Origin of the sequence: Natronococcus sp. A-GB1 (genome assembly GCF_029688845.1) — an archaeon.
GTDB lineage: Archaea > Halobacteriota > Halobacteria > Halobacteriales > Natrialbaceae > Natronococcus.
This window is the reverse complement of record NZ_JARUKW010000006.1, coordinates 189,841-212,963: the sequence shown is the minus strand read 5'-3', so window position 1 is coordinate 212,963 and position 23,123 is coordinate 189,841. Positions and strand designations below refer to the sequence as shown.

Here is a 23,123-nt window from a genome sequence, read left to right as displayed (position 1 = left end):
CGTTGTGGATCGGCTCGTGCCGGATCCAAGGCGCAGCCACTCGACCGCCGAACCCGGGAATTGAGCCTCGTCGAAGTAATTCTCGCCGCTGTAGTTTTAATCTGAAAATACTCCGGAACTGATGACCGTCATCGGAACGTGTTCGATTACTAATAGGTCATTAACGTACGGCAGCTGCAGGCCACACCACCACCAACGCGAAGCTGTTACCGGTGAGTATGTCTCGAGAACGACTCAACCGACGGAAGTTCGTCGCTGCAGCGGGTACCGCAAGCGCACTCGTCCTGGCCGGCTGTGCCGACGACGGCCCCGGAGACGAAGACGACGAGGACGACGACCTCGAAGATGATGAGGATCCGATGGACGACGAGGACGACGTGGCGGACGAGGAACCGGAAGACGACGAAGACGACGAGGAAACGTATACGCTGACGGTCACCGTCGAGGACGACGGCGAACCGGTCGAGGGTGCGACCGTTTTCCTCGAGGACGAGGGCATCGAGGAGGGTGAGGGTCTGGACGACGAGGACGTCATGGATGACGAGGAAGACGACGGCCTCGAGGACGATGACGAGGCCGAGGACGACGAGGACATCATGGACGACGAAGATGATGACCTCGAGGACGACGACCTCGAAGATGACGACGACGTCATGGACGACGAGGAGGATGACACGGCCGACGAGGACGACTGGGAGGACGAGACCGACGAGGACGGCGAAGTCGAGTTCGAGGACCTCCACGATGGAGAGTACACGGTTGCCGCCATGTACGAGGACCAGGAAGCCGAAGACGAGGTCGAAATCGACGGCGACGACGAGGAGATCACGCTGGACTTCACCGAGGACAGCGAGATATCCGACGAGGGCGACGCGCGGATGGACGAGGACGACAACGAGCTGCAGGACGACGAAGACGCGGTTGAGGACGACGAGGACGACGGGGACGAGTAAACACGGATCAGCGCCCGCCACGGTGTGAACACACCGTTACACGGGTACAGCGTGAAGACCTCGACTGCAGCCGTGGGAGGTGGTTGATGGCCGGAAAACCGCCGCTTACTCGTGAAACGGACCGTCTCCGCGACGTGTCGCCGGTCTCGGAAGGCGCCAATAGCGAATTAGCATCGCCACGCGACCTTTTTTGCGCCCGCTTCGCTAACTGTGGGTATGCGAGACGAGGAAGAAATCCGGGAGCAGTACGAGTTCCTCGAGGAACACCTCGAGAGCGAGGAGATGCGCCACGACGGCGTCAGGGAGATGTTCACCTACTACAAGCGCGCGCTCGGCTGGGTGCTCGAGGAAGAACACATCTGAGGAGTCTCACGAATCGGAACCTGTCACCACTCGCCCCGTTTGCGACAGAGTTAAGTACGGAGAACGGAATCTTTCGAGTGACGCTTCGCTTGGAGGGCCGAAGCGTCAGCGGGGACCAATTCAGGGCGGCAAGCGGCCGCGCGACAGTTTTCCGTCGCGCGGCTCGCTTTCCTGTTTACTACTACCATCGAGCGACCGCCACGTGAGCGGTCGGTGAGCCGAACACCGACGTAACCGACAGTCCGAACTGGACGATCGGAGACATGAAAGCGGAGTTACGGTCGGTGATCGGACGTCCCCTCGCTCCTGTTATCATTTGAAACTCGGCGAAACAGCTATCTTCGATGGTAATATGCCTGTTTCACTCGAAACGACCCGATAGCCTTATTAAAATTCGACAGTAAGTACCGGTGGTACTTTCCCAATGTACGACCTGACAGGATTCCAGCGGGATCTACTTTACGTCATCGCTGGCGAGGAGGAGCCACACGGACTGGCGATCAAGGAGGAGCTCGAGGAGTACTACGAGAAGGAGATCCACCACGGCCGGCTGTATCCGAACCTCGATACCCTCGTCGACAAGGGGCTCGTCGAGAAGGGGAGCCGCGATCGGCGGACCAACTTCTATACGGTCACTCGCCGGGGCCGCCGGGAACTCGAGGCTCGCCGGGAGTGGGAGGCGCAGTACGTCGATCTCTAACGGTTTCATCTCGATTACTTCGCCAGTTCCCATCGCGGTTCGCTCCTGCCGGTCGCCCGAGCGCTGCCGTTCTCGAACGGACGGTCGCGCCGAGACGACACGTTTCGGAGGCGGGTCGCCGTCGACAGGTCGTTTACGTTCACCCGTCGCAGCGGCGTCGCGTGGACGGCGCGGCGTCGGAACCCACCGGAGCCGCTCGGCGCTGCCATCGCTCGAATCCTGCTCGCGAGGTCGTTCCCAAACACCCGTTTCACGATCGGATCGGGCTCTACGGCATAGCTCTCCCGCCCGCCGCCGGCTTCGAGACGTCGATCGCTCCGTCTCCCGCGAGACAAGCGGTACCCCTTTAACTCATCGGGATCCCAATCGCCCGCATGGACCGCGATACGGTCGAACCGAAGGTAGGGAGGATTCCCGGCGAGCGGGCGAAACGCTGGGCCGAGTATCACCACCGCTACGCCGCGCCGAGTACGTACGTCTATGAGTTCGTCTGGGACACGCAAGCCGACGCCGTCGGCCCGTTCTGTACCGACGTCGACGGCAACGTCCTGCTCGATTTCACGAGCCACGTCGCCGCCGCCCCGCTCGGATACAACAACCCCCTCATCCGCGAGAAGCTCGAGGCGTTCGACCTCGTCGACCCGCTGAAGATCGCCGGCCAGGACTTCTACGCGAGCGGCGGCTGGCCGCCGGAGGACCCCGAGTTCCCCAGTCCGACTCAGCTTCAGGACAGGCTGATCGCGATGACCGACCACTACGACATGGACCGGGTGTTCCTCTCGAACTCCGGCGCCGAAGCCGTCGAGAACGCAATCAAGATCTGTTACGCCTCGGGCGGCCACCGCGCGTTCACCTTCGACGGCGCGTTCCACGGCCGCACCCTGGGGGCGCTCTCGCTCAACCGCTCGAAGGCCGTCCACCGGACGGGGTATCCCGAGATTCCTGGCGTGGTCAGTGTTCCCTATCCCTCGAGCCAAGAAGCGTACGAGACCGACTGGCTGACCGACGGCCCCGGCGGCAACGTCGTTGCGGACAAACTCCATCCCGACCGAGGCGTGATCGATCCCGCAGAAGTCGCGTACCTCATCCTCGAGCCGATCCAGGGCGAAGGAGGATACCGCATCCCCCATCAGGAGTTCGCCCGGGACCTCGAAGGCTTGCGCGAGCGCTACGACCTGAAGATCGTCGCCGACGAGATACAGACCGGGCTCGGACGCACGGGCGAGCTGTGGGGCGTCGACCACCTCGAGCTGACGCCGGACGTCATCACCGCCGCGAAGGGGCTGCGCGTCGGTGCGACGATCTCGCGGTCGGACGTCTTCCCCGAGGAGACGGGCCGGATCTCCTCGACGTGGGGTGCCGGCGACGTGCTCGCCGCGATGCAGGGCGCCCTGACGATCGACGCAATCTACGAGGAGAACCTGCTCGAGAACGTCCGCGAACGCGGCGAACAGCTTCGCAGCCGACTCGAGCGAGCCGAGATGCCGGGTGCGATCGACGTCCGCGGACGCGGCCTGATGCTCGCCGTCGAGTTCGACACCAAAGCGCGACGGGAGGCCGTCGTCGAGGCCGCCTTCCGGCGGGGGCTGCTCACGATCGGCTGTGGCTACAAGTCGCTGCGACTGCTCCCGCCGCTCGACGTCACCGAACGCGAGATCGACCTCGGCGTCGAACTGCTGCTCGAGGCGGTCGAGGCCGCCTCGGCGTAGCGGTCGCGGCTCAGACGAAAGCCCCACGTTCATACCGCCGTCTCGCCTACCACGCGTACGATGATCGGTGCTTTCACCGTCGGCAAGAAGGTGCTACTGTTCGGCTACAAACGCTACGGAATTCCGGGGGCGATCGTCTCCGGCACGATCTTCGTGGCCGGCTACGTCGCCGTTCGCCGGGCGCTGAGCGGCGGTGCAAACGCCGACTCCCTCGACGAGGCTCTCGAGGCCGAACTGGGTCCGACCGACGAAAGCGACGGCTCCGACCTCGACGGCTCGCCGGACGACTCGAGCACGTCGAACTAACGACCGCGGTCGGTCGCCCCGACGACTGCAACACTATCCTGCAGCCGCTGCAAAGCGCCGGTAGATGTCACCGGAACCGCGGATCCGAAGACTCGTCGAGGAGCTCTCGCTCGAGGAGAAGGTTCGGCTCACCCACGGCGCGAACGATCCCGAGAGACGAGCGACGGGCTACGTGGCGGGCGTCGACAGACTCGGAATACCCCCGCTTCGGATGGCCGACGGCCCCCTCGGTGTGCGGATCCCGGACGAGTCGGCGACGGCGTTTCCCGCATCGATCGCGCTCGCCGCGACCTTCGACGTGGAACTCGCACGCAAGTACGGAGAGGCGCTCGGACGGGAGACCCGAGGCAAGGGTCAGGACGTTCTGCTCGCGCCCGGCGCCAACCTCGTTCGGATCCCTCACAACGGACGAAACTTCGAGTACTTCGCCGAGGACCCCGTCCTCTCGGCGTCGTTCGCGGGCGCGGTCGTCGCGGGTGTCCAGTCACAGGACGTCGTCGCGACGCCGAAACACTACGTCGCGAACAGCCAGGAGACCGCCCGCGCCGCCGTCGACGCCGAGATCGACGAGCGCCCGCTGCGCGAACTCTATCTTCCGTCGTTCCGCTCGGCCGCCGAGGCCGGTGCGGGCTCGGTTATGACCGCTTACAACGACGTCAACGGCACGCGAATGAGCGACCACGAGCGGCTGGTTCGGGACGTGCTGAAAGGCGAGTGGGGGCTCGAGGGGTACGTCGTCTCGGACTGGTTCGGCACCGAGGGTACGGCCGACGCGGCAAACGGCGGACTCGACGTCGAGATGCCGGGAATCTCGATGGCGGAGATGCAGTCCGCGATGGCGGGCGACGACGCCGACGCGCCCGACGCCGCGGACGGAGACGTTGACGAAGCAGGCGAACTCCCGGACGCCATCGCCGAGGGAATGCCCGACCCCGAGAGCTGCGAGCGGTTCGCCGACTCGCTGGCCGAAGCCGTCGAGTCGGGCGCCGTCCCGGAGGAGGGACTCGACGACATGGTCGCTCGAGTGCTCGGAGTGATGGACACTGTCGGCCTGCTCGAGGGTGGCGAGGCGCGACGCGCCTCGGGCGACCCGACGGGATCCGACGCCGGAGCGGTCGACACACCCGCTCACCGCGGGCTCGCAACTCGCGTCGCGACGCGGGGAACGGTCCTGCTCGAGAACGACGGCGTCCTCCCGCTCTCGGACGGCGCCGACGTCGCCGTTATCGGCCCGAACGTCGACGAGCCCGTCCTCGGCGGCGGGGGCTCCTCGGAGACGACGCCCGTCGTCGAGACCGATCCGCGAACCGGGATCGCCGAACGCGCCGAGTGCGACGTGACGATCGCACACGGCCTTCCGCGAACCGAGGAGGTGTCGATGCTCGAGGAGTTCACCGGCGGCAGCGAGGACGACCGCGCGGAACCGAGCCGGGAGCCCGATCTCGAGGGCGCCGCGGCGGCCGCTCGCGATGCCGACGTCGCGGTCGTCTTCGTCCGCGATACCGCGAGCGAGGCGATCGACCGCGAGGATCTGCGCCTGCCCGACCGACAGGAGGAACTGATCGAGGCTGTCACCGCCGCCAACGACCGCACGGTCGTCGTCGTCAACTCGAGCGGGCCGATCGAGTGCCCATGGCGCGAGGACGTCGCGGCCATCCTCGAGAACTGGTACCCCGGCCAGAGCCACGGCGACGCAGTTGCGTCGGTTCTCTACGGCGACGCCGATCCGGGCGGGCGGCTGCCGGTGACGTTCGCCCCCGAGGACGCCTATCCGACGGCCGACGACCGTCGCTATCCTGGCGTCGACGGAACGGCCCGCTACGACGAGGGCGTCTTCGTCGGCTACCGCCACTTCGATTCGGCCGAGCAGGAGCCGACCTACCCCTTCGGCCACGGCCGCAGCTACGCCGACTACGAGTACGTCGACGCCGACCCGAACCTCAAGGACGGAACGGTTCGCGTCGTCGTCAAGAACACGGCCGACCGAGACGGCCGAGAGGTCGTCCAGGTCTACGTTCGTCCGCCGTCCGTCGACGGGGTCGACCGACCCGTTCGCGAACTCGCGGGCTTCGAGAGCGTCGCGATCCCGGCCGGCGAGCGCGTCTCGGTCGCGGTCGACCTCGAGGAGCTCGCGTTCGCTCGCTACGACGACGCGGACGGGTGGACGGTCGATCCGGGCGAGTACGCCCTCGAGATCGGGCGGTCCTCGCGGGATATCCGTACGACGGTGCGAACGGAGCTCGAGGCGGCGTTCCGGGACCGGACTCGGGAGTCGCTTGCGACCGGTGAGGCGCCACCTACCGACGGATAGCAGCGGCACGGCGACGTCCGCGTGCGAACCGGATACGGAATCCCCCGCTCGGCGGAAACTATCATGGGGGTGGACGGTTTCGTCCGTGCTATGACCCGCCGATACTGCCCGAAGTGTAACGTCGAGATGGAGGCAACTGCCGTGACTACGGCGGAGACCGGAGGCCTCTACGTCAAAACTGAACGGGAGAGCGGACTACTCGAGCGGCTCGGTATCGGTGAGAGTACAGCTCTCGACGCGTTCCTCTGTCCCGACTGTGGATTGACGCAGCTCTACGCCGACCTCGAGGAGTAGTGCTCCAGTGTCCGTTCCGAGTTCGAATATTGAATCCCGTTTACTACTTCCCTCGCAGCTCCTCGACGTGGTCGATCCGCTGCTGGACCAGATCGGGTTTGCCGATATCGTGGCGGACGTGGAGTCCCTCCTCGCCGGCGACCTCGAGGGCGTCCTCGGCGATTTCCTCCGCCTCAGTTATCGAGTCGGCGACGCCGACGACGGCGAAGGCTCGCGAGGTCGTCGTGTAGATGCCGTCGTCGCGTTCGTCCACACTCGCGTAGTACAGTAAGGCGTCGCCAGCACTTTCCTCGTCAACCTGCACCTTCGCACCCGCCTTCGGATCCGTCGGGTACCCCTCCGGAACCGCGTACTTACAGACCGTCGCCTGCGAGGCGAACTCGAGCGCCGGTAGCTCGTCGCCGTCGCGGGCGGCCGTGAGGACGTCGAGGAACGGCGTCTCGAGCACGGGTAGGGTGTTCATCGCCTCGGGATCGCCGAAGCGGGCGTTGAACTCGATCACCTTCGGCCCCTCGCTGGTGAGCATAAACTGGCCGTAGAGGATCCCGCGGTAGCCCTCGAGGGCGTCGACCGTCGCCTCGATCACCGAGACGGCCTCCTCGTAGTCGGCGTCGGTCATGAACGGAAGCTCGAACGTGGCATCCGAGTAGCTGCCCATTCCTCCGGTGTTGGGACCCTCGTCGCCCTCGTAGGCCCGCTTGTGGTCCTGGACGGCGGGGGCGGTCCGGACCTCGCCGTCGGCGACGAACGCCTGGACGGTGAACTCCTCGCCGACCAGTCGTTCCTCTAAGACGATCCGGTCGTAGTCCGAATCGCGGATGTACGCCTTCCCCTCCTCGGCAGTGACCTGGTCGCCGATGACCTTCACGCCCTTTCCGCCGGTGAGCCCGGCGGGCTTGATCGCGAGGTCGCCGTCGTACTCGTCGATAAAGTCACAGGCCGCGTCCATGTCGTCGAACGTCTCGAACTCCGGACAGCCGGGGACGTCGTGTTCGGCCATGAACCGGCGCTGGAACGCCTTGTCCGTCTCGATGCGGGCCTCCTCGGCTTTCGGGCCGAAGGCGTAGATTCCCGCGTCCTCGAGCTCGTCGACGACGCCGGCCTCGAGGGGCGCCTCGGGGCCGACGACCGCGAGCGTCGCCCCGACGTCCTCGGCGTACTCGCGGACCGCCTTCGGGTTGGTCGTCTCGAGCGTCTCGAACTCTGTCGCGAGCCGGGCGATCCCCGGGTTTCGGTTGCCGGCGCAGGCGTAGAGGTCGACCTCGCCGCCGGACCCGCCCTCAAGCGCCCGCGCGATCGCGTGTTCGCGCCCGCCGCCGCCGATCAGGAGCACGTGCTCTGCCATGCTCGATAGCGAAACGCACGAACCTGTAAACGTTACCCTTTGTGCGAGCGAGAAGTATGCACGAGTACGGGTATAGTTCGCTCGAGCGTCAGTCGTCGTCGGCGGGCGAGGGCTCGAGGGGGGCGCCGGCGTCCTCGTCGGTGTCGCCCTCCCCGACACCCTCCGGACGCGGGAACTGCTCGATCGTCCGCTCGCGGAACGCCTCCTCGTCGAACTCGTACTCGCCCTCGAGGAACTCGAGCACCTCGAGGGTGTCACGCCGCGCGTTCTTCAGGCAGGTCGAGGCACCCGGCGAGGGCGTGATGTTGAAGATGATGTCGTCGCCGACGATCTTGGCCTCGCCCATGTCGAGGGACTTCGTCTCCGTGTCGACGATCTGGGGGCGGACGCCACCGTACCCCTTCGCACGCTCGATGTCGTCGAGTTCGACGCTGGGAACGACCTTCTGGACGTGGGGGAGGAACTGCTTCGGGCCGACGTTCGGGACGTCGTAGACGAGATTTCGGAGCACGTACGGCAGGAGGATCCGGTCCGAGAGGATGTTCGCGTAGCTGAGAAACGCCGCGGCGTTGAGTCCGAAGACGTCGAGGAAGTCCGTGACGGTGGAGATGCGTCCCCGCTCGAGGGTCGGGACGAGCTTCGCGGTCGGCCCGAACCGCGTGATCGAGGGATCGTGGACGTCGGCGTCGCCGTGGACCGCAGCAAAGGGGAGTTTCTTCATCTGGAGAGTGTAGACCTTCCCGTTGAGCAGGTCGTCCGCGAGGAAGAAGCTACCCGCGACCGGGAGCAGGACTTTGTTCTCGCCGTAGCCCAGCTCCTTGGCGATCTGGAGGCTGTGGGAGCCGGCGGCGACGACGGTCGCCTCGCAGTCGAAGCGCCCGTCGGTCGTCTCGATCGTGTAGCCGTCGAGCGTCGGCGTGATGTCCTCGACCTTCGTCCCGGTGTAGACGTCGACGCCCGCCTCCTCGCGGGCGAGCTCGACGAACGACTGAGTCGTCGCGCCGTAGTCGACGACGTAGCCGTCGGGCGTCTGGAGCGCGCGCAGCTCTTTGTCCGGATCCCGCCCTTCGACGACCTTTGGTTCGATCTCGGCGATCTCCTCGCGACCGATCGAGCGCAGCTTCGGGAACAGGTCGCCGAAGCCGTCGCCCTCGTAGCGTCGCTCGAGCTCCGCGACCTCCTCGTTGCCCACGCCGAGGACCATCTTGCTGCGCTTGGCGTGCATCTCCCGGTCGGGGTCGCGGTTCTCGAGGTAGCCCGCAAGCATCTCCGCGCCCTCTTTTACCTCCCGCGCCTTCTCGAGGGTGTAGTTCGTCTCGATGTCCCCGAAGTGCAGCGTTTGGGAGTTGTTCGTGTGATCGGAGTTGATCGCCGCGATTTCGTCTTCCTTCTCGATCAGTGCGATAGAGTCGATATCGGTGAACGTCGCGGTCGTGTACAGCAACGAGGCGCCGCTGATACCGCCGCCGACGATAACGAGGTCGTACTTGCCAGACATTGTTATGGTGGCCGCTACTTGCCCAACTTCGGTCCAGACGTATAACTCATCTTTTTCTATCAAACTGCCGTCGATCGACGAATACGGTATCGACAGTTGCGGTTTCGGCGAGACCTTGAGCGGTGCAGCTGTCGGAAACAGCGGGTCGAACGGGGCCGGCTCTGCCGGAGAGAAACTGGTCCGGTTCGAGTGGAGTCGCCGGACTGCGTACGACACACCGATCCGGGTGGCGTCGGGACGCGGCGCTCGCGTCGTCGCAGTCGCTTCCGGACCGGAGACGAGATTCCGCAACCGGTCGCTTCAAGGTGTCAGCGTTGGACACTGTCGGTATGAACTCGGGTGGGCCGCCCCGGACGAAACGCGAGATCACGAGCTACGAACGACACGGCGACCTCGTAGACGATCCCTATCTCTGGCTCGAGGACGACGGCGAGGCGGTCGACGACTGGGTCGATCGCCAGAACGAGTACGCCGACGCGTTCCTCGAGTCGATCGACGTTCGCGAGGAGCTACGGCCGCGCTTCGAATCGCTCGCGCGGACGACCGATTACGGGACGGTGACGGCCGCGCCGACGGGGTACTTCCAGGAGGTCGAGCGCCCGGAGGACGACCAGCCGATTCTGTACTTCCGGGAGTCCCTCGAGTCGGACCGGGCGGTCCTCGTCGATCCCAACGAGTTCAGCGACGACGGAACGAAGTCGATGGGCTGGTGGACTGTCTCTCCCGACGGCGAGCGACTCGCCTACGGCGTCCACGAGGGCGGTGACGAGCTGTACGACGTGACGGTTCTCGATGTATCCGGCGGAACCGTCCTCGAGGAGCTCACCGCTCTCGGCCGGGTGAACCCGGGGATGTTCGCGTGGACGCCCGAGGGATTCTACTACGGCCGCACGGGTCTCGAGGACGAGCGCCAACTCGAGAAGGAGATCCGCTACCACGAGCATGGCGACGCCCTCGACGCGGACGGGCTCGTTCGCGAGGTCGACGATCCCGCGACCTGGCCGCTGCTCACCACCGACAGGAGCGGGCGTCACCTGCTCGTCGCGCTTGCGATCGGCTGGGAGCGAAGCGATCTGTTTTACGCCGCCGTCGGCGACACGGAGCTGACGCCCGTCATCACCGACGCCGACCACTTCTACACGCCGCTGATTCACGACGAGACGGCCTATCTGCGAACCGACCTCGAGGCACCCCTCTACCGATTCCTCGAGCTCGAGCTCTCCGACGGCGTTAGCGAGGTCGACCCCGCCGAGCTGCCGGAGGTCGTTCCCGAACGCGACGGGATCGTCAAAGACGCGACCGTCGCGGACGACCGCCTGCTGATCCAGTACGAGCGCGCGGCCGTCTCCAACCTCGAGGTGTTCGACCTCGACGGCGACCATCTGCGATCCGTCGAGCTGTCCGGAACGGGAACGGTCGCTGGGCTGAGCGGCAACCGCGACTCCCCCGAGGCGTTCTTCAGCTACCAGTCGTTCGACCAGCCGCCGACGGTATTTCGGTGCGATCTCGAGACGGACGACGTCGCGGAACTCGACCGCCCCGACGTCTCGCTGGACTTCGACGTGACCGTCGAACAGGTTCGGTACGAGTCTGCCGACGGAACCGAGGTTCCGATGTTCGTCGTCTACCGCGCCGACCTCGAGCGCGACGGCGACAGTCCGACGCTGCTGTACGGCTACGGCGGCTTCGAGAACAGCCTGACGCCGACCTTTCAGAGGTTCGGCCGGGAGTTCCTCCGTTCGGGTGGGGTCTACGCCCAGGCGAACCTCCGAGGTGGCGGCGAGTTCGGCACGGAGTGGCACGAGGCGGCTCGCCACGAGAACAAACAGAACACGTTCGACGATATGATCGCCGCCGCCGAGTACCTGATCGAGGAGGGGTACACCTCGAGCGACCGACTGGCGATCCGGGGCGGCTCGAACGGCGGGCTGACCGTCGGCGCCGTGTTGACCCAGCGACCCGACCTGGTGACGGCAGTCTGCTGTCAGGTCCCCCTACTCGACATGCTCCGGTTCCACACGTTCCTGCTCGGCGCGTCCTGGACGAGCGAGTACGGGTCGCCGGACGATCCCGAGGCGTACGAGTGGATCAAGGAGTACTCGCCGTATCACAACCTCGAGCCGTCCGAGGAGGGTGGCCCTGAGTACCCCGCCGTCCTCTTCGAGACCGCCGAGAGCGACACGCGCGTTCACCCGGTCCACGCCTGGAAGATGGCCGCCCGAATGCAAAACGAGTGCGAGGGCGGCCCGTTCCTCTGCAAGACCAACCGCGACACCGGCCACGGGACGGGCAAACCGACCTGGATGACCGTTGAGGAACAACTCGACGTCTGGTCGTTTTGCTTCGAGCAGCTCGAGATGGAGTACGTCGAACCGTAGCCGCCCTCGATCCGGAGCCGCGAATCAGGAGTAGAACAGCGGGGGCCGCCGATCGCCGCCGGGCTCGCTTTCGGCGGCGTCGGGCTCGAGCGCCTCTCCACTCTCGTTTCCGAGCAACCGATCCAGCACGTCGACGGCGGCCTCGCGGTGTAACGGCTGGTTGTCGTTGCCACACTGGTCGTCCATCACGCAGGCCGGACAGCCGTCGACGCGGCCGCAGTCACAGTCCGCGATAAGCTCCCGCGCCCGCCCGGCGACGGCCTCGAAGTTCTCGTAGATCGCCCGCGAGAAGCCGAGTCCGCCGTCGATCCCGTCGTAGATGAACCAGCCGCTCTTCGGCTCGTGCTCGAGCCCGTCGGCGATCTGTCTGACGGTGGCCTCGGCCGCGGCGACGTTGCGCGGAGCCTCGTCCGTCCTCCCGTCCTCGCCCCGTTCCCGCTCGAGGTGTGAGTCGATCGACAGCGTCGCGAGCCCGCCCAGATCGCGCTTGTCGACCATCAGCTCGAGCGGTGCGACGCCGATGGTCGCGTGTTCGGCGGCGTGGAGGCCGCCCGCGTAGCCGAGGTGGCCCGTCTCCGCGATTCCGTCTTCGTCCTCGAGCGAGAACTCGCGGTAGCGCTCGACGAGCGCCCGCTCGAGGGCGTCGGGTACCTCGAGCCAGCAGAGCTGGGTGTCGATCGACAGCGGCGGGTTCTCCGTCGGGATGCCCTGTTCTTTGGGAGCGCCGCTGTCGACGTCGACCCGGTCGTAGGTGCCGTGGTAGACCAACACCCGTCCGCGCCCGAAGTGCAGCGTGAACTCGCCGATCTCGCGGGACGCCTCTGAGACGGCGTCGAGAACGGTCACGTCGGTCCGGGTCCGGGTGTAACAGTCGGCGTCCGTCGGCCGGAGCGTCACCGTCGGTCGGGGCGAGTCGTGATCGACCCCGACGACCTCGTACTGCTGGCCCTCGTGGAGCCTGATCGCGCCCTCGTGGAAGTCCCGCAGGACGCGCTCCTCCGCGAGAGGCTCCATCTCGGGATCGTAGCGCTCGTCGACCCCGTCGGCGAGCTCGACCGCGTACTCCTCGCCCGACGTCGCGTACAGCGAGATCGACCCCTGGGGACGGGGCGGACCGACGTAGGAGACGCCGGTCTCGAGGTGGCCCGCCAACCGGCCCGCACGGCGCCACATCTCGACGGCGCGCTCGAGTCGGTCGCGCTCGGCGAACGCGCCCGCGTCGGCCTCCTCGAGGGCGAGTTCGTTCGCCGCACACAGGAGGTGCCGAGCGAACACCGCGTCGTTGTCGACGTCGACGACCGCGTCCTCCACATCGGTCTCGAGCAGATAGTCGGGGTTGGTCGCGACGTACTGATCGAGGGTGCGATGTCCCGCCACGAGCACCGACAGTGCCCGCCTGGTCCCGCGGCCCGCGCGGCCGATCTGCTGCCAGAACGACTGGCGCTGGCCCGGGTAGCCGAGCTGGACCGTCGCGTCCATCTCGCCGACGTTGATCCCCAGCTCGAGGGCGTTCGTCGAGGCGACGCCGTCGAGCGCACCCGTCTTGAGTCGGTGTTCGGTTCCGTGGCGTTTCGTTCGGGAGTGGCCGGCGTGGTAGGGTTCGATTTCGCTCCCTCGCTCGGGGTTCGCGTAGTACCGGCTTCGGTCGCGGCGGTGGGTCGACGCCCGCCTGACCGACAGCTCGGCGAGCTTCCTCGAGGGCGTAAACAGCAGCGTCTGGGCGCCGTGGTAACACAGGTGCGAGAGGAGCCTCGGCGCCTCGACGCTTGCGGGGACGCGCTCGACGACGGCGTCGTCAGCCTCGTCATCGGTCCTGGCGGCGGTCGTCGAATCGTCGTCCGCACCGTCCGCTCGCGCTCGAGCCGGCGGGTTCCAGAGCACCAGCTCCCGCGGACCCGCGGGCGAGCCGTCCTCGTCGACGACGGTAACAGATTCGGCGATCAGCGCGCTCGAGTGCTCGCCGGGGTTGCCGATCGTCGCGCTCGTGAGCGCGAACCGTGGGTCGGCCCCGTAGTACTCGAGCATCCGCTTCAGCCGGCGAATCACCCAGGCGACGTGCATGCCGTGAACGCCGGTGTAGGTGTGGGACTCGTCGACCACGACGAGGTCGCAGGTCGAGAGAAAGCGCGCCCAGCGGTCGTGATCGTGCAGGTACGTGTTCACGCCCGCGAAGTTCGAGATGATGACGTCGGCCTCCTCGCGGATCTGTCGTCGGGTTTCGCCGGGGTCCGTGTCGCCGTCGTAGACCCGAACGGAGATATCCAGCCCCAGTCGGTCGAAGAAGTCGTTCAGCTCCCGCTCCTGATCCCGCGAGAGCGCCTTCGTCGGGTACAGGACGTACGCGGTCGAACGCTCGCCGCGAGCGCGCGCCTCGAGGACGTTCCGGGCGATCTGGAGGGCGTAGATCCGGGTCTTGCCCGAGGACGTGCTCGTCGCGACGCAGACGTTCTCGTCGCGCTCGAGCGCCGCGAGCGCCTCGGCCTGGTGGGCGTACAGGTCGTGCTCGAGTGGCTCGGCGAGTTCGGGCCGCAGGACCTCGTCGTTCGGCACCGTCGACGCCTCGCGGCCGGAAATCTCGAGGACGGAGACGTCTCCCTCGTCGCGGTAGCGGGGGAACGTCTCGAGCAGCTCGTCGCCGGTGATCGGTACGTCCCCTCGGCTTCCGTCGGTTGGCTCGGTTCCGTCCTCGATCGCGGTGTCGTCCGTATCCATGCTCAGAAATCACCCAGTCCGGTCTGTTCGCCGCCCATCGTTCCGGTCGAGGTTGCTCCCTCGGCCTCCGCCGGGGAGGTGTCGCTCGAGTCTGTCGCCCGCGGCGCGTCCCGGAGTCGCTCGTAAACGTGCCACAGCGCTCGACAGTCGTCCTCGCAGTAGGCCTCGTGGCGGGCCCAGTCGAGCTCCTCGCGGGTTCGCAGAAACCGCTGGTAGGCCGCCGCCGTCTGCGCGCCGTCGAGGCCCGTCTCCGCACTCTCGTAGCCGAGCGCGCCGGCGACGTCCTCGAGTTTGTTCGTCCGCCCCGGGAGGAGCGCGTGCCCCTCGCGGACGGCCCAGTCGTAGAGGTCGAACTTCGGCACCGACTCCCACTCGTCGACGTAGTACGGCACGTGGCGCGCGACGAACGCCCCGAGGTGGCGGTAGTCGAAGCGCCAGCCGTTCCAGGTGAGCAGCGCCCGGTCAGGGTGGCTGGCGAACAGCCAGTCACAAAGGGCCTCGAGCACCGGCGCCGGATCGTCCGGGTCGTCGCGCTCGATGAACGCCCGATACGAGTCGTCGACCGGATCGTAGACCCCGATCTGCCAGAGGATCGTCGGCGAGAGCCCGTCGGTCTCGATATCGAGACACAGCGGCGGTCGACCGCTCTCGGCCGGGAGCGACTCGTCGGTGAGCCGCCGGGGTTCGCCCGTCTCGAGCACGGTCGCGTGGCGGTGCATCCGGTGCGCGCCGTCCCGACCGACGCCGGGGTAGTTTGTGAGTTCGTCGACCGGCGTCTCGAGCAGTTCGGCTCTGGTTGTCACCTCGGCGTCGGCGAGTCGCTCGGCCGTTTTCGGACCGACTCCGGAAACCGCCTCGAGGCCGAACTCCGAACGCTCGTGGGTGTCAACGGCCGCGACGCCGGTTTCGTCGAGTTCGAGGACGGCCAGCGACGCCGCGCCGCCGTAGCCCTCGACGGGACCGACGCCCCGAACCCGAACGGAGACACAGTCGTCCCCGGCGGGTTCACACGCGAACGCCGGCTCGTGCTCGACGGCCCGAACCGCGCCCGTCTCGGCTGCGAGGTGCCACAGCTCGTCGTAGCCGGCGGGGACGCCGCCGGTCAGGACGGTCGTCACGCGGCCGGGCGGCAGTGCGGCCGCGAGTTCGGCCGCCCCCTCGAGGCCCGTCTCGAGCGCCATCGGTCGCGTCGTCGTCGTCACGTCGTCACAGACGACCGCGATCGGGGTCGAACGCGAACACGGGTCGGACAGCGCACTCGAGACGTCCGCGGGAGACGCACGAAGCGCACGGAGACTCCGAACGACCGCAATCTCGAGTCCCGTCTCGATCGGCTGTCGGGAGACGGGTTCGCCGCTCGTCTCGAGCGGTGGGTGAAACGCCGGCGCGTCGAACGCCCGTCGCGTCCGTGCGAAGGCCTGCGCCTCGCGTTCGGGACCGAGCAGCCAGACCGCGTCGGGCTCGAGGGTCGCACCGACGTCTGCGAGGGTCTCGGTCGGGCGCCCGAGAACGGCTGACGGCGGCAGGGCGAGCAGGCGGGCGCCGTCGCGATTCGTCATCGACCGGGGAGACGAGCGGGCGGACAAAGAGGGTTTGGACAGCACGGTGGAAGTGAACGGCGTCGACCGTTCGGCGCCACAACCGTTAACTACCGACTGCACACACATGTATACATGGCCGACACCGAGTACCGAAACGTTCGGCTCACCGAGGAGGCGTACCGACGGCTCGAGAGCCACAAGCGAGCGGGAGAGTCGTTCTCGGATACCGTCGAGCGGATCGCCGGTGAGCGGTCGCTGCTCGACCTGTCGGGAATCCTCACCGAGAACGAAGCCGAGGAGATGCGCGAGGCGATCCACGAACGCGACGACCGGTCGCGGGAGGAACTCGATCGTCTCGTCGACGATCTGGACTCGTGATCGTCGACACCGACGTCCTCATCGACGTGATGCAGGACCGGAATGTGGCGAAACGGAAGATCGCGTCCCTCGAGGAACGGGGCGTTCCGCTTCGCATCTCGGCGGTGTCGCAGTTCGAACTCTACCACAGTCTCGAGCGCGTCGAGAACACCGGCGAACGTCGCCGACAGATCGAACTCGTTCTCGACACGCGGACGGTGTACCCTGCCGACAGCGCGGTGATGAAGAAGGCGGGGAGAATCGACGGCCGACTCGCCTCTGCGGGACGGGCGGTCGGTATCGGCGATACGACCATCGGGGCGACGGCGCTCGTCCACGAAGAGCCCGTGCTCACGAGAAACGTCGCCCAGTTCGAGCGCATCGACGGGCTCGATGTCGACACCTACTGAGCCGAGACATCTCGGAACCCACAAGACCGAGCGCCCGAAACGCAGACACAATGCACCAGTACCTCGAGCTCGTCGACTCGGTACTCTCGGCTGGGACCTACAAACCCAACCGGACCGGGGTCGACACGATCTCGTCGTTCAGCGAACACTACGAGGTCGACCTCCGGGAGGGGTTTCCGTTACTGACCACCAAGAAGATGGACGGCTACCGCTGGAACTCGATGCTCCACGAGGTCGCCTGGTACCTCTCGGGCGAGGAGCACATCCGAGAGCTGCGCGAGGAGACGAAGATCTGGGACGCGTGGGCCGACGACGAGGGGCACCTCGACACCGCCTACGGCCGGTTCTGGCGACGGTACCCGGTTCCCGACGACGAGAGCCAGCTCGAGGGCGAGTCCTGGCCCGACGAGCGCCACCGCTGGGTTTCCGAAGAGGCCGACGGCCGAAAGACGTTCGACCAGCTCCAGTACGTCGTCGACACGCTCTCGGATTCGCCGAACTCGAGACGGCTCGTGGTCAACGCCTGGCACCCCGCGAACGCGGCCGTCTCGACGCTGCCGCCCTGTCACTACTCGTTCGTCTTCAACGTTCAGGGCGATCGGCTGAACTGTCATCTGACCCAGCGGTCGGGCGACGTCGCGCTCGGGATTCCGTTCAACATCGCGGCATACGCGCTCCTGACGAAAGTGATCGCCAGACAGACCGGGTTCGAGCCCGGCACGTTCGCTCACACCGTCGTCGACGCCCACGTCTACTGCGGGCGCGGCGAGCGCGGCGAGTGGTACGCCGACAACCTTGAGGTCCTCCAGTCCCGGCTCGCCGACGCCGACGAGCGCGAAGAGTACCTCGAGATCCGCGAGTGGCTCGAGTCCGAGGCCCCCGCCGAGGCCGACGGCGACGAACGGCTCGATCACGTCCCGGGCCTGCTCGAGCAGTGCTCCCGAGAACCGCTCGAGCGGCCGACCCTCGAAATCGGCGACGCCTCGATCGACGAGTTCTCGGTGGCCGACCTCGAGCTGCGGGGCTACGACTCCCACGAGGGGCTCCGCTTTGCGGTGGCAGAATGACGGAGCGAAAACTCGAGACCGGCCTCGAACTCGCCGCGATCGTCGCCGTCGCCGACAACGGCGTCATCGGGCGGGACGGCGAGATGCCGTGGCACCTTCCGGCGGACTTACAGCACTTCAAGCAGACCACGATGGACCACCCGGTGATCATGGGTCGGGTGACCTACCAGGGGATTCTCGAGGCGCTCGGCGAGCCGCTGCCCGGCCGAACCACGGTCGTGCTGACGAGCCGGGAGCTCGAGACGCCCAAGAACGCCGTCGTCGCGAACGATCTCGAGACGGCTCTCGAGGAAACCGAGCGCGCAGCCGAGGAGCGCCACGACGGCGCCGACACCGCCTTCGTCGCGGGCGGGGCGACCGTTTACGAACAGTTCCTGCCCGTCCTCGATCGGCTGATCGTCACCGAGATTCACGATGCTCCCGACGGCGACACCGAGTTCCCCGACTGGGAGCGCGACGAGTGGACCGAGGTCGACCGCGACGAGCGCGACGGGTTCGCGTTCGTCGAGTACGTCCGCAAGTAGTGATGGCCGAGTCGATCGCCGACGCGGTCGCCCGCGCACTCGAGGCCGACGTCGTCGATACGACTGCGCTCGAGGGCGGCCAGATCGGTTCGGTCCACCGCGTCGAGCTGGCAGACGGCTCGTCGGTCGTCGCGAAGACGGGCGAGACGCCCCTCGAGGTCGAGGCGTTCATGCTCGAGGCGCTTGCGAGCGAGAGCGAACTCCCGGTGCCGGAGGTCTACCACACCGATTCCGACCTGCTGGTGCTCGAGTACGTTCCCGGGACGACCGACCACGGCCCGGCCGCTGCGCGGGACGCGGCGGACCACCTGACCCGGCTGCACGGCGTCGAGGCCGAGGCGTTCGGGTTCGAACGGGACACCCTCACCGGTCCGGTTCGCCAGCCGAACCCGTGGACCGACTCCTGGATCGCGTTCTACCGCGACCAGCGCCTCGCACACGCCGCCGAACTCGCGCTCGAGTCGGGGTCGCTGTCGCCCTCGCTCGCGAAGCGCCTCGAGACTCTCTCCTCGGAACTCGAGGAGCTGCTCTCCGAGCCCGCGGCGTCCGCGCTGATCCACGGCGACGTCTGGACCACGAACGTCCTCTCTCGGGACGGCGGGGTGACGGCGTTTCTCGACCCCGCGACGTACTACGCTCATCCCGAGATCGAACTCGCCTATATCGACTGGACCGGAACCTTCGGCGAGCCCTTCTTCGAGCGCTACCGGGAGCGCCGCGGCATCGAGGCGGGGTTCTTCGAGCGGCGGCGGTACGTCTACCGGCTCTACCCGCTACTCGTCCACGTTCACCTCTTCGGCGGTCAGTACGGCAGGCGGCTCGAGGCGACGCTCGAGCGGCTCGGCTACTAACGCCGACCCCGAGGAGCGACTTCTCGAGCGGTCCCGGCCCTCGCCCGCTCCCGTCGGACGTCTCGAGCGTTTGAAACGCTCTCCCGAGCCACCAAATATAGGGAGTATATGTTCTCTAGGGAATATTCTCGAGGGATTCAAATACCACGGGTTCGCAGCTCCAATATGGTAGTTGATGAGTTCTCGGAGGCGATCCGGGAGTTCGAACACGACGGCGAGACGTACAAGATGGCGGATCTCACGGTGCTCGAGGAGGAGGGGCTCTGCGATCTCGAGAAGCTGCCGGTGAGCATCCGGATCCTGCTCGAGTCGGTGCTGCGAAACGCCGACGGCGAGGGGATCGACGCCGAGTCGATCCGCGCCGCGGCTTCGTGGAAGCCGGACGTGCCGGACGCCGAGGTGCCGTTTACGGTGTCGCGGGTCGTCCTGCAGGACCTTACCGGCGTTCCCGCAGTGGTGGACCTCGCGGCGCTGCGCTCGGCCGCTGACCGCAAGGGCGTCGATCCGACGGTCGTCGAACCCGAGGTGCCCTGCGACCTCGTGATCGACCACAGCGTCCAGGTCGACCACTTCGGCAGCGAGGACGCCTACGAGAAGAACGTCGAGATCGAGTACGAGCGAAACGAGGAGCGCTATCGCGCGATCAAGTGGGCTCAGCAGGCGTTCGACGGGTTCAACGTCGTCCCGCCGGGAACCGGGATCGTCCACCAGGTCAACTTAGAACACCTCGGACGCGTCGTCCACGAGCGCGAGGTCGACGGTGAGCAGTGGCTCGTCCCCGACACGCTCGTCGGCACCGACAGCCACACCCCCATGATCGGCGGCATCGGCGTCGTCGGCTGGGGCGTCGGCGGCATCGAGGCCGAGGCCGCCTTGCTCGGCCAGCCGATCAACATGAGCCTGCCGGAGGTCGTCGGCGTCCGCCTCGAGGGCGAACTCCCCGAGGGCGCGACCGCCACCGACCTCGTGCTCCACATCACCGAGAAGCTACGCGAGGTCGGTGTCGTCGACAAGTTCGTCGAGTTCTACGGCCCCGGCGTCGCCGAGCTTTCCGTGGCGGACCGGGCGACCATCTCGAACATGGCCCCCGAGCAGGGGTCGACGATCAGCATGTTCCCCGTCGACGAGAAAACCCTCGAGTACCTCGAGCTCACGGGCCGGGATCCCGACCACGTCGAGCTCGTCCGCGAGTACCTCGAGGCTCAGGGGCTGTTCGGCGAGCAGGAGCCCGAGTACACCGAGACCGTCGACTTCGACCTCGGCGACGTCGAGCCGAGCCTCGCGGGCCACAAGAAGCCCCACCAGCGCATCCCGATGGGCGACCTCGACGAGCACTTTCCGAACCTGCTCCGGGAGGAGGGCGTCCTGGGTGCGGGCGGCGAGCCCGCGATCGGAGACGGCAGCGGTGCAACCGCGGCGGATGCGACCGAGGCCGGCCCCGGCCTCGCCCTCGACGAGAAGGTTCCCGTCGAACTCGAGGACGGCACCGAGGTCGAGATCGGCCACGGCGACGTCCTCGTCAGCGCGATCACGTCCTGTACGAACACCTCGAACCCGTCGGTGATGGTCGCCGCCGGCCTGCTGGCCCGCAACGCGGCCGAGCAGGGACTCGCGGTGCCCGAGTACGTCAAGACCAGCCTCGCGCCCGGCAGCCGCGTCGTCACGGAGTACCTGAAGCGGGCTGATCTGCTCGACGACCTCGAGGAGCTGGGCTATCACGTCGTCGGTTACGGCTGTACGACCTGTATCGGGAACTCCGGGCCACTCCCGGAGCCGATCGAGAACGCGATCGACGAACACGACCTCTGGACGACGAGCGTCCTCTCGGGTAACCGGAACTTCGAGGCCCGCATCCACCCGAAGATCAGGGCCAACTACCTCGCCAGTCCGCCGCTGGTCGTCGCCTACGGCCTCGCCGGCAAGATGGATATCGACCTCGAGAACGAGCCGCTCGGCACGAACGACGACGGCGAGGCGGTGTACCTTGAGGACGTCTGGCCGGACGCGGAAGAGATCCGCGAGACGATCCACGACGCCGTCTCCCCCGAGATGTTCGCGGAGAAGTACGCCAGCGTCTACGAGGGCGACGAGCGCTGGGAGGCCCTGGACGCCCCCGAGGGCGACGTCTACGACTGGGACGACGAGTCGACGTACATCCGCGAACCGCCGTTCTTCCAGGACTTCCCGCTCGAGAAACCCGGCGTCGGGAACGTCGACGATGCTCGCGCACTGTTGACCCTCGGCGACACGGTCACGACCGACCATATCAGCCCCGCCGGCCCGTTCAGCGAGGGGCTCCCGGCGGGCCGCTGGCTCGCCGCACAGGGGGTCGAACCGTACGAGTTCAACACCTACGGCTCCCGCCGCGGGAACCACGAGGTCATGATGCGGGGGACGTTTGCCAACGTCCGCATCGAAAACGAGATGCTCGACGGGAAAGAGGGCGGGTACACGATCCACCACCCGACCGGCGAAGAGACCACGGTCTTCGAGGCTTCCGAGCGCTACCGCGAGGAGGGGACCCCGCTGATCGTCATGGCCGGGATCGAGCTCGGCACCGGCTCGAGTCGCGACTGGGCCGCCAAGGGAACCGACCTGCTCGGGGTCCGCGCGACGATCGGCAAGAGTTACGAACGAATCTACCGCGACAACCTCATCGGGATGGGCGTCCTTCCGCTGCAGTTCGACGACGGCGAGGGTTGGAAAGAACTCGGCCTCGAAGGCGACGAACACTACACGATCGAGGGGCTCGAGGACGGGCTCGAGCCAAACGCCGAACTGACCGTCACCGCCGAAGACGACGGCGAGACGACGGAGTTCACGGTCACCGCACAGGTCGACACGCCGATGGCGGTCGAGTACGTCGAGAACGGCGGCGTCCTCCACCTCGTGCTGCGGCGGCTGCTACAAGAAGAGACGAACTGATCCCGACCGACACCGATTTTTTGGCGTCGTCGGCCGAACCTGACGAGCGCGAAGCGCGGGGTAGTCCCGCCGGAGAGTGAGCGTTAGCGTCTTTGGGGTTCCGGACACAACGTCGATCGATGACCGACCTGCGATACCTCCCCGACGCGGACGACGTGACCGCGTTCACCGCGACGATCACGAAGACGGGCCAGGACAGCGTCTTCCTCGACGGGACGTACTTCTATTCCGAGGGCGGCGGCCAGCCCGCCGACCGCGGCGTCCTCGAGTGGGACGGCGGCCATGCGGACGTGGTCGACGTCCGGAAGGACCACGGCGACGTGCGCCACGATGTCGAGCTCCGAGCGGGGGAACTCCCGACCGAGGGGACGACGGTCGAGGGGCGGATCGACGAGGACCGCCGCCGGAAGCTGAGCCGGATGCACACCGCCCAGCACGTCGTCTCCCGCGTCGTCCTAGAGGAGTACGGGGCGGGCACCGCTGGCAACCAGATCTATCCGGACCGGTCACGGATCGACTTCGAGCCAGCGTCGTTCGACGACGAGGATCTCGAACGCATCGAGCGACGGTCGAACGAGGTCATCGAGCGCGACCTCCAAGTTATCAAGGAGAACCGGCCGCGGCCGGCCGTCGAGGAGTCGGTCGACGAGGGTCGCGCGCTGCTGGATCTGATCCCCGATTCCGTCGATCCGCTGCGCGTGGTCGAAATCGAGGCGTTCGATCTCTGTCCCTGCGGCGGCACCCACGTCTCCCGGCTCGGCGAGATCGGCCGGCTAACCGTCACCGATCACGTTTCGAAGGGCGAGGACGTCGAACGGATCGAGTTCGAACTCGAGGAGCCGACCTGAGCGACGGCTCGCGTTCCGGTCACGAGGAGCG

19 protein-coding genes are annotated in these 23,123 nt (G+C 66.9%); 15 read left to right on the top strand and 4 right to left on the bottom strand.

Annotated elements, in window-relative coordinates; genetic code table 11:
* Window positions 1-218 precede the first annotated feature (218 nt).
* The 7 genes from QA600_RS09330 to QA600_RS09300 all read left to right on the top strand — a co-directional run bounded on the left by QA600_RS09330 (window position 219) and on the right by QA600_RS09300 (window position 6,636).
* Window positions 219-953, top strand: a complete 735-nt coding sequence (locus tag QA600_RS09330; protein ID WP_278291671.1) for a hypothetical protein — start codon at window positions 219-221, stop codon at window positions 951-953.
* 216 nt (window positions 954-1,169) lie between these two features.
* A complete protein-coding gene (locus QA600_RS09325) occupies window positions 1,170-1,316 on the top strand; it encodes a hypothetical protein (protein ID WP_005555567.1) in 147 nt (48 codons plus the stop codon).
* A gap of 424 nt (window positions 1,317-1,740) precedes the next feature.
* On the top strand, window positions 1,741-2,016 hold the full coding sequence (locus tag QA600_RS09320; protein WP_278291670.1) for a PadR family transcriptional regulator: 276 nt from the start codon (window positions 1,741-1,743) through the stop codon (window positions 2,014-2,016).
* Window positions 2,017-2,390: 374 nt separating this feature from the next.
* A complete protein-coding gene (locus tag QA600_RS09315) occupies window positions 2,391-3,725 on the top strand; it encodes an aminotransferase class III-fold pyridoxal phosphate-dependent enzyme (protein ID WP_278291669.1) in 1,335 nt (444 codons plus the stop codon).
* A 60-nt stretch (window positions 3,726-3,785) separates the two neighbouring features.
* Window positions 3,786-4,031, top strand: a complete 246-nt coding sequence (locus QA600_RS09310) for a hypothetical protein (protein WP_278291668.1) — start codon at window positions 3,786-3,788, stop codon at window positions 4,029-4,031.
* A 64-nt stretch (window positions 4,032-4,095) separates the two neighbouring features.
* Entirely contained in the window at window positions 4,096-6,342 is a 2,247-nt protein-coding gene (locus QA600_RS09305) for a glycoside hydrolase family 3 C-terminal domain-containing protein (protein ID WP_278291667.1), read from the top strand.
* A gap of 90 nt (window positions 6,343-6,432) precedes the next feature.
* Complete coding sequence (locus tag QA600_RS09300) at window positions 6,433-6,636, top strand: hypothetical protein (RefSeq protein ID WP_278291666.1); 204 nt, start codon at window positions 6,433-6,435, stop codon at window positions 6,634-6,636.
* Window positions 6,637-6,679: 43 nt separating this feature from the next.
* Here the strand turns inward: QA600_RS09300 and purD are convergent, their stop codons facing one another.
* Together purD and QA600_RS09290 are read right to left on the bottom strand one after the other, a co-directional pair.
* Complete coding sequence (purD, locus tag QA600_RS09295) at window positions 6,680-7,981, bottom strand: phosphoribosylamine--glycine ligase (protein WP_278291665.1); 1,302 nt, start codon at window positions 7,979-7,981, stop codon at window positions 6,680-6,682.
* A gap of 88 nt (window positions 7,982-8,069) precedes the next feature.
* Entirely contained in the window at window positions 8,070-9,479 is a 1,410-nt protein-coding gene (locus QA600_RS09290) for an FAD-dependent oxidoreductase (protein WP_278291664.1), read from the bottom strand.
* Between the two features lie 329 nt (window positions 9,480-9,808).
* On the opposite strand from QA600_RS09290, the gene QA600_RS09285 reads away from it, so the two are divergent.
* Window positions 9,809-11,857, top strand: coding sequence for a prolyl oligopeptidase family serine peptidase (locus QA600_RS09285; protein ID WP_278291663.1), 2,049 nt, complete (start codon window positions 9,809-9,811; stop codon window positions 11,855-11,857).
* Window positions 11,858-11,881: 24 nt separating this feature from the next.
* On the opposite strand, the gene QA600_RS09280 is transcribed toward QA600_RS09285, so the two are convergent.
* Window positions 11,882-14,569 carry a DEAD/DEAH box helicase gene (locus QA600_RS09280; RefSeq protein ID WP_278291662.1) on the bottom strand — a complete coding sequence of 896 codons (2,688 nt, stop codon included), beginning with the start codon at window positions 14,567-14,569 and terminating at the stop codon, window positions 11,882-11,884.
* Window positions 14,570-14,571: 2 nt separating this feature from the next.
* Window positions 14,572-16,128 (bottom strand): ribonuclease H-like domain-containing protein, encoded by a 1,557-nt coding sequence (locus QA600_RS09275; protein WP_278291661.1) that lies wholly within the window; start codon window positions 16,126-16,128, stop codon window positions 14,572-14,574.
* 114 nt (window positions 16,129-16,242) lie between these two features.
* Here QA600_RS09275 and QA600_RS09270 point away from each other — a divergent pair, with 114 nt between their 5' ends.
* From QA600_RS09270 to QA600_RS09240, 7 genes are all read left to right on the top strand, one after another.
* Window positions 16,243-16,488 (top strand): antitoxin VapB family protein, encoded by a 246-nt coding sequence (locus QA600_RS09270; protein WP_005555544.1) that lies wholly within the window; start codon window positions 16,243-16,245, stop codon window positions 16,486-16,488.
* The gene (locus QA600_RS09265) at window positions 16,485-16,877 is read left to right on the top strand and encodes a PIN domain-containing protein (RefSeq protein ID WP_278291660.1); all 393 of its coding nucleotides are present in this window, start codon (window positions 16,485-16,487) and stop codon (window positions 16,875-16,877) included. Before QA600_RS09270 ends, QA600_RS09265 begins: the two co-directional genes overlap by 4 nt.
* A gap of 50 nt (window positions 16,878-16,927) precedes the next feature.
* Window positions 16,928-17,944 (top strand): thymidylate synthase, encoded by a 1,017-nt coding sequence (gene thyA / locus QA600_RS09260; protein WP_278291659.1) that lies wholly within the window; start codon window positions 16,928-16,930, stop codon window positions 17,942-17,944.
* Window positions 17,941-18,468 (top strand): dihydrofolate reductase, encoded by a 528-nt coding sequence (locus tag QA600_RS09255; RefSeq protein WP_278291658.1) that lies wholly within the window; start codon window positions 17,941-17,943, stop codon window positions 18,466-18,468. Before thyA ends, QA600_RS09255 begins: the two co-directional genes overlap by 4 nt.
* A gap of 2 nt (window positions 18,469-18,470) precedes the next feature.
* Window positions 18,471-19,319 (top strand): fructosamine kinase family protein, encoded by an 849-nt coding sequence (locus QA600_RS09250; RefSeq protein WP_278291657.1) that lies wholly within the window; start codon window positions 18,471-18,473, stop codon window positions 19,317-19,319.
* 165 nt (window positions 19,320-19,484) lie between these two features.
* The gene (acnA, locus tag QA600_RS09245; RefSeq protein WP_278291656.1) at window positions 19,485-22,244 is read left to right on the top strand and encodes an aconitate hydratase AcnA; all 2,760 of its coding nucleotides are present in this window, start codon (window positions 19,485-19,487) and stop codon (window positions 22,242-22,244) included.
* A 119-nt stretch (window positions 22,245-22,363) separates the two neighbouring features.
* On the top strand, window positions 22,364-23,092 hold the full coding sequence (locus QA600_RS09240) for an alanyl-tRNA editing protein (protein WP_278291655.1): 729 nt from the start codon (window positions 22,364-22,366) through the stop codon (window positions 23,090-23,092).
* Window positions 23,093-23,123 lie beyond the last annotated feature (31 nt).

Bases quoted from the DNA above. Each gene is read 5' to 3' on its own strand.
- QA600_RS09330 (WP_278291671.1), top strand. From the start codon at position 219: ATGTCTCGAGAACGACTCAACCGACGGAAGTTCGTCGCTGCAGCGGGT.
- QA600_RS09325 (WP_005555567.1), top strand. From the start codon at position 1,170: ATGCGAGACGAGGAAGAAATCCGGGAGCAGTACGAGTTCCTCGAGGAA.
- QA600_RS09320 (WP_278291670.1), top strand. From the start codon at position 1,741: ATGTACGACCTGACAGGATTCCAGCGGGATCTACTTTACGTCATCGCT.
- QA600_RS09315 (WP_278291669.1), top strand. From the start codon at position 2,391: ATGGACCGCGATACGGTCGAACCGAAGGTAGGGAGGATTCCCGGCGAG.
- QA600_RS09310 (WP_278291668.1), top strand. From the start codon at position 3,786: ATGATCGGTGCTTTCACCGTCGGCAAGAAGGTGCTACTGTTCGGCTAC.
- QA600_RS09305 (WP_278291667.1), top strand. From the start codon at position 4,096: ATGTCACCGGAACCGCGGATCCGAAGACTCGTCGAGGAGCTCTCGCTC.
- QA600_RS09300 (WP_278291666.1), top strand. From the start codon at position 6,433: ATGACCCGCCGATACTGCCCGAAGTGTAACGTCGAGATGGAGGCAACT.
- purD (WP_278291665.1), bottom strand. From the start codon at position 7,981: ATGGCAGAGCACGTGCTCCTGATCGGCGGCGGCGGGCGCGAACACGCG.
- QA600_RS09290 (WP_278291664.1), bottom strand. From the start codon at position 9,479: ATGTCTGGCAAGTACGACCTCGTTATCGTCGGCGGCGGTATCAGCGGC.
- QA600_RS09285 (WP_278291663.1), top strand. From the start codon at position 9,809: ATGAACTCGGGTGGGCCGCCCCGGACGAAACGCGAGATCACGAGCTAC.
- QA600_RS09280 (WP_278291662.1), bottom strand. From the start codon at position 14,569: ATGGATACGGACGACACCGCGATCGAGGACGGAACCGAGCCAACCGAC.
- QA600_RS09275 (WP_278291661.1), bottom strand. From the start codon at position 16,128: ATGACGAATCGCGACGGCGCCCGCCTGCTCGCCCTGCCGCCGTCAGCC.
- QA600_RS09270 (WP_005555544.1), top strand. From the start codon at position 16,243: ATGGCCGACACCGAGTACCGAAACGTTCGGCTCACCGAGGAGGCGTAC.
- thyA (WP_278291659.1), top strand. From the start codon at position 16,928: ATGCACCAGTACCTCGAGCTCGTCGACTCGGTACTCTCGGCTGGGACC.
- QA600_RS09255 (WP_278291658.1), top strand. From the start codon at position 17,941: ATGACGGAGCGAAAACTCGAGACCGGCCTCGAACTCGCCGCGATCGTC.
- QA600_RS09250 (WP_278291657.1), top strand. From the start codon at position 18,471: ATGGCCGAGTCGATCGCCGACGCGGTCGCCCGCGCACTCGAGGCCGAC.
- acnA (WP_278291656.1), top strand. From the start codon at position 19,485: ATGGTAGTTGATGAGTTCTCGGAGGCGATCCGGGAGTTCGAACACGAC.
- QA600_RS09240 (WP_278291655.1), top strand. From the start codon at position 22,364: ATGACCGACCTGCGATACCTCCCCGACGCGGACGACGTGACCGCGTTC.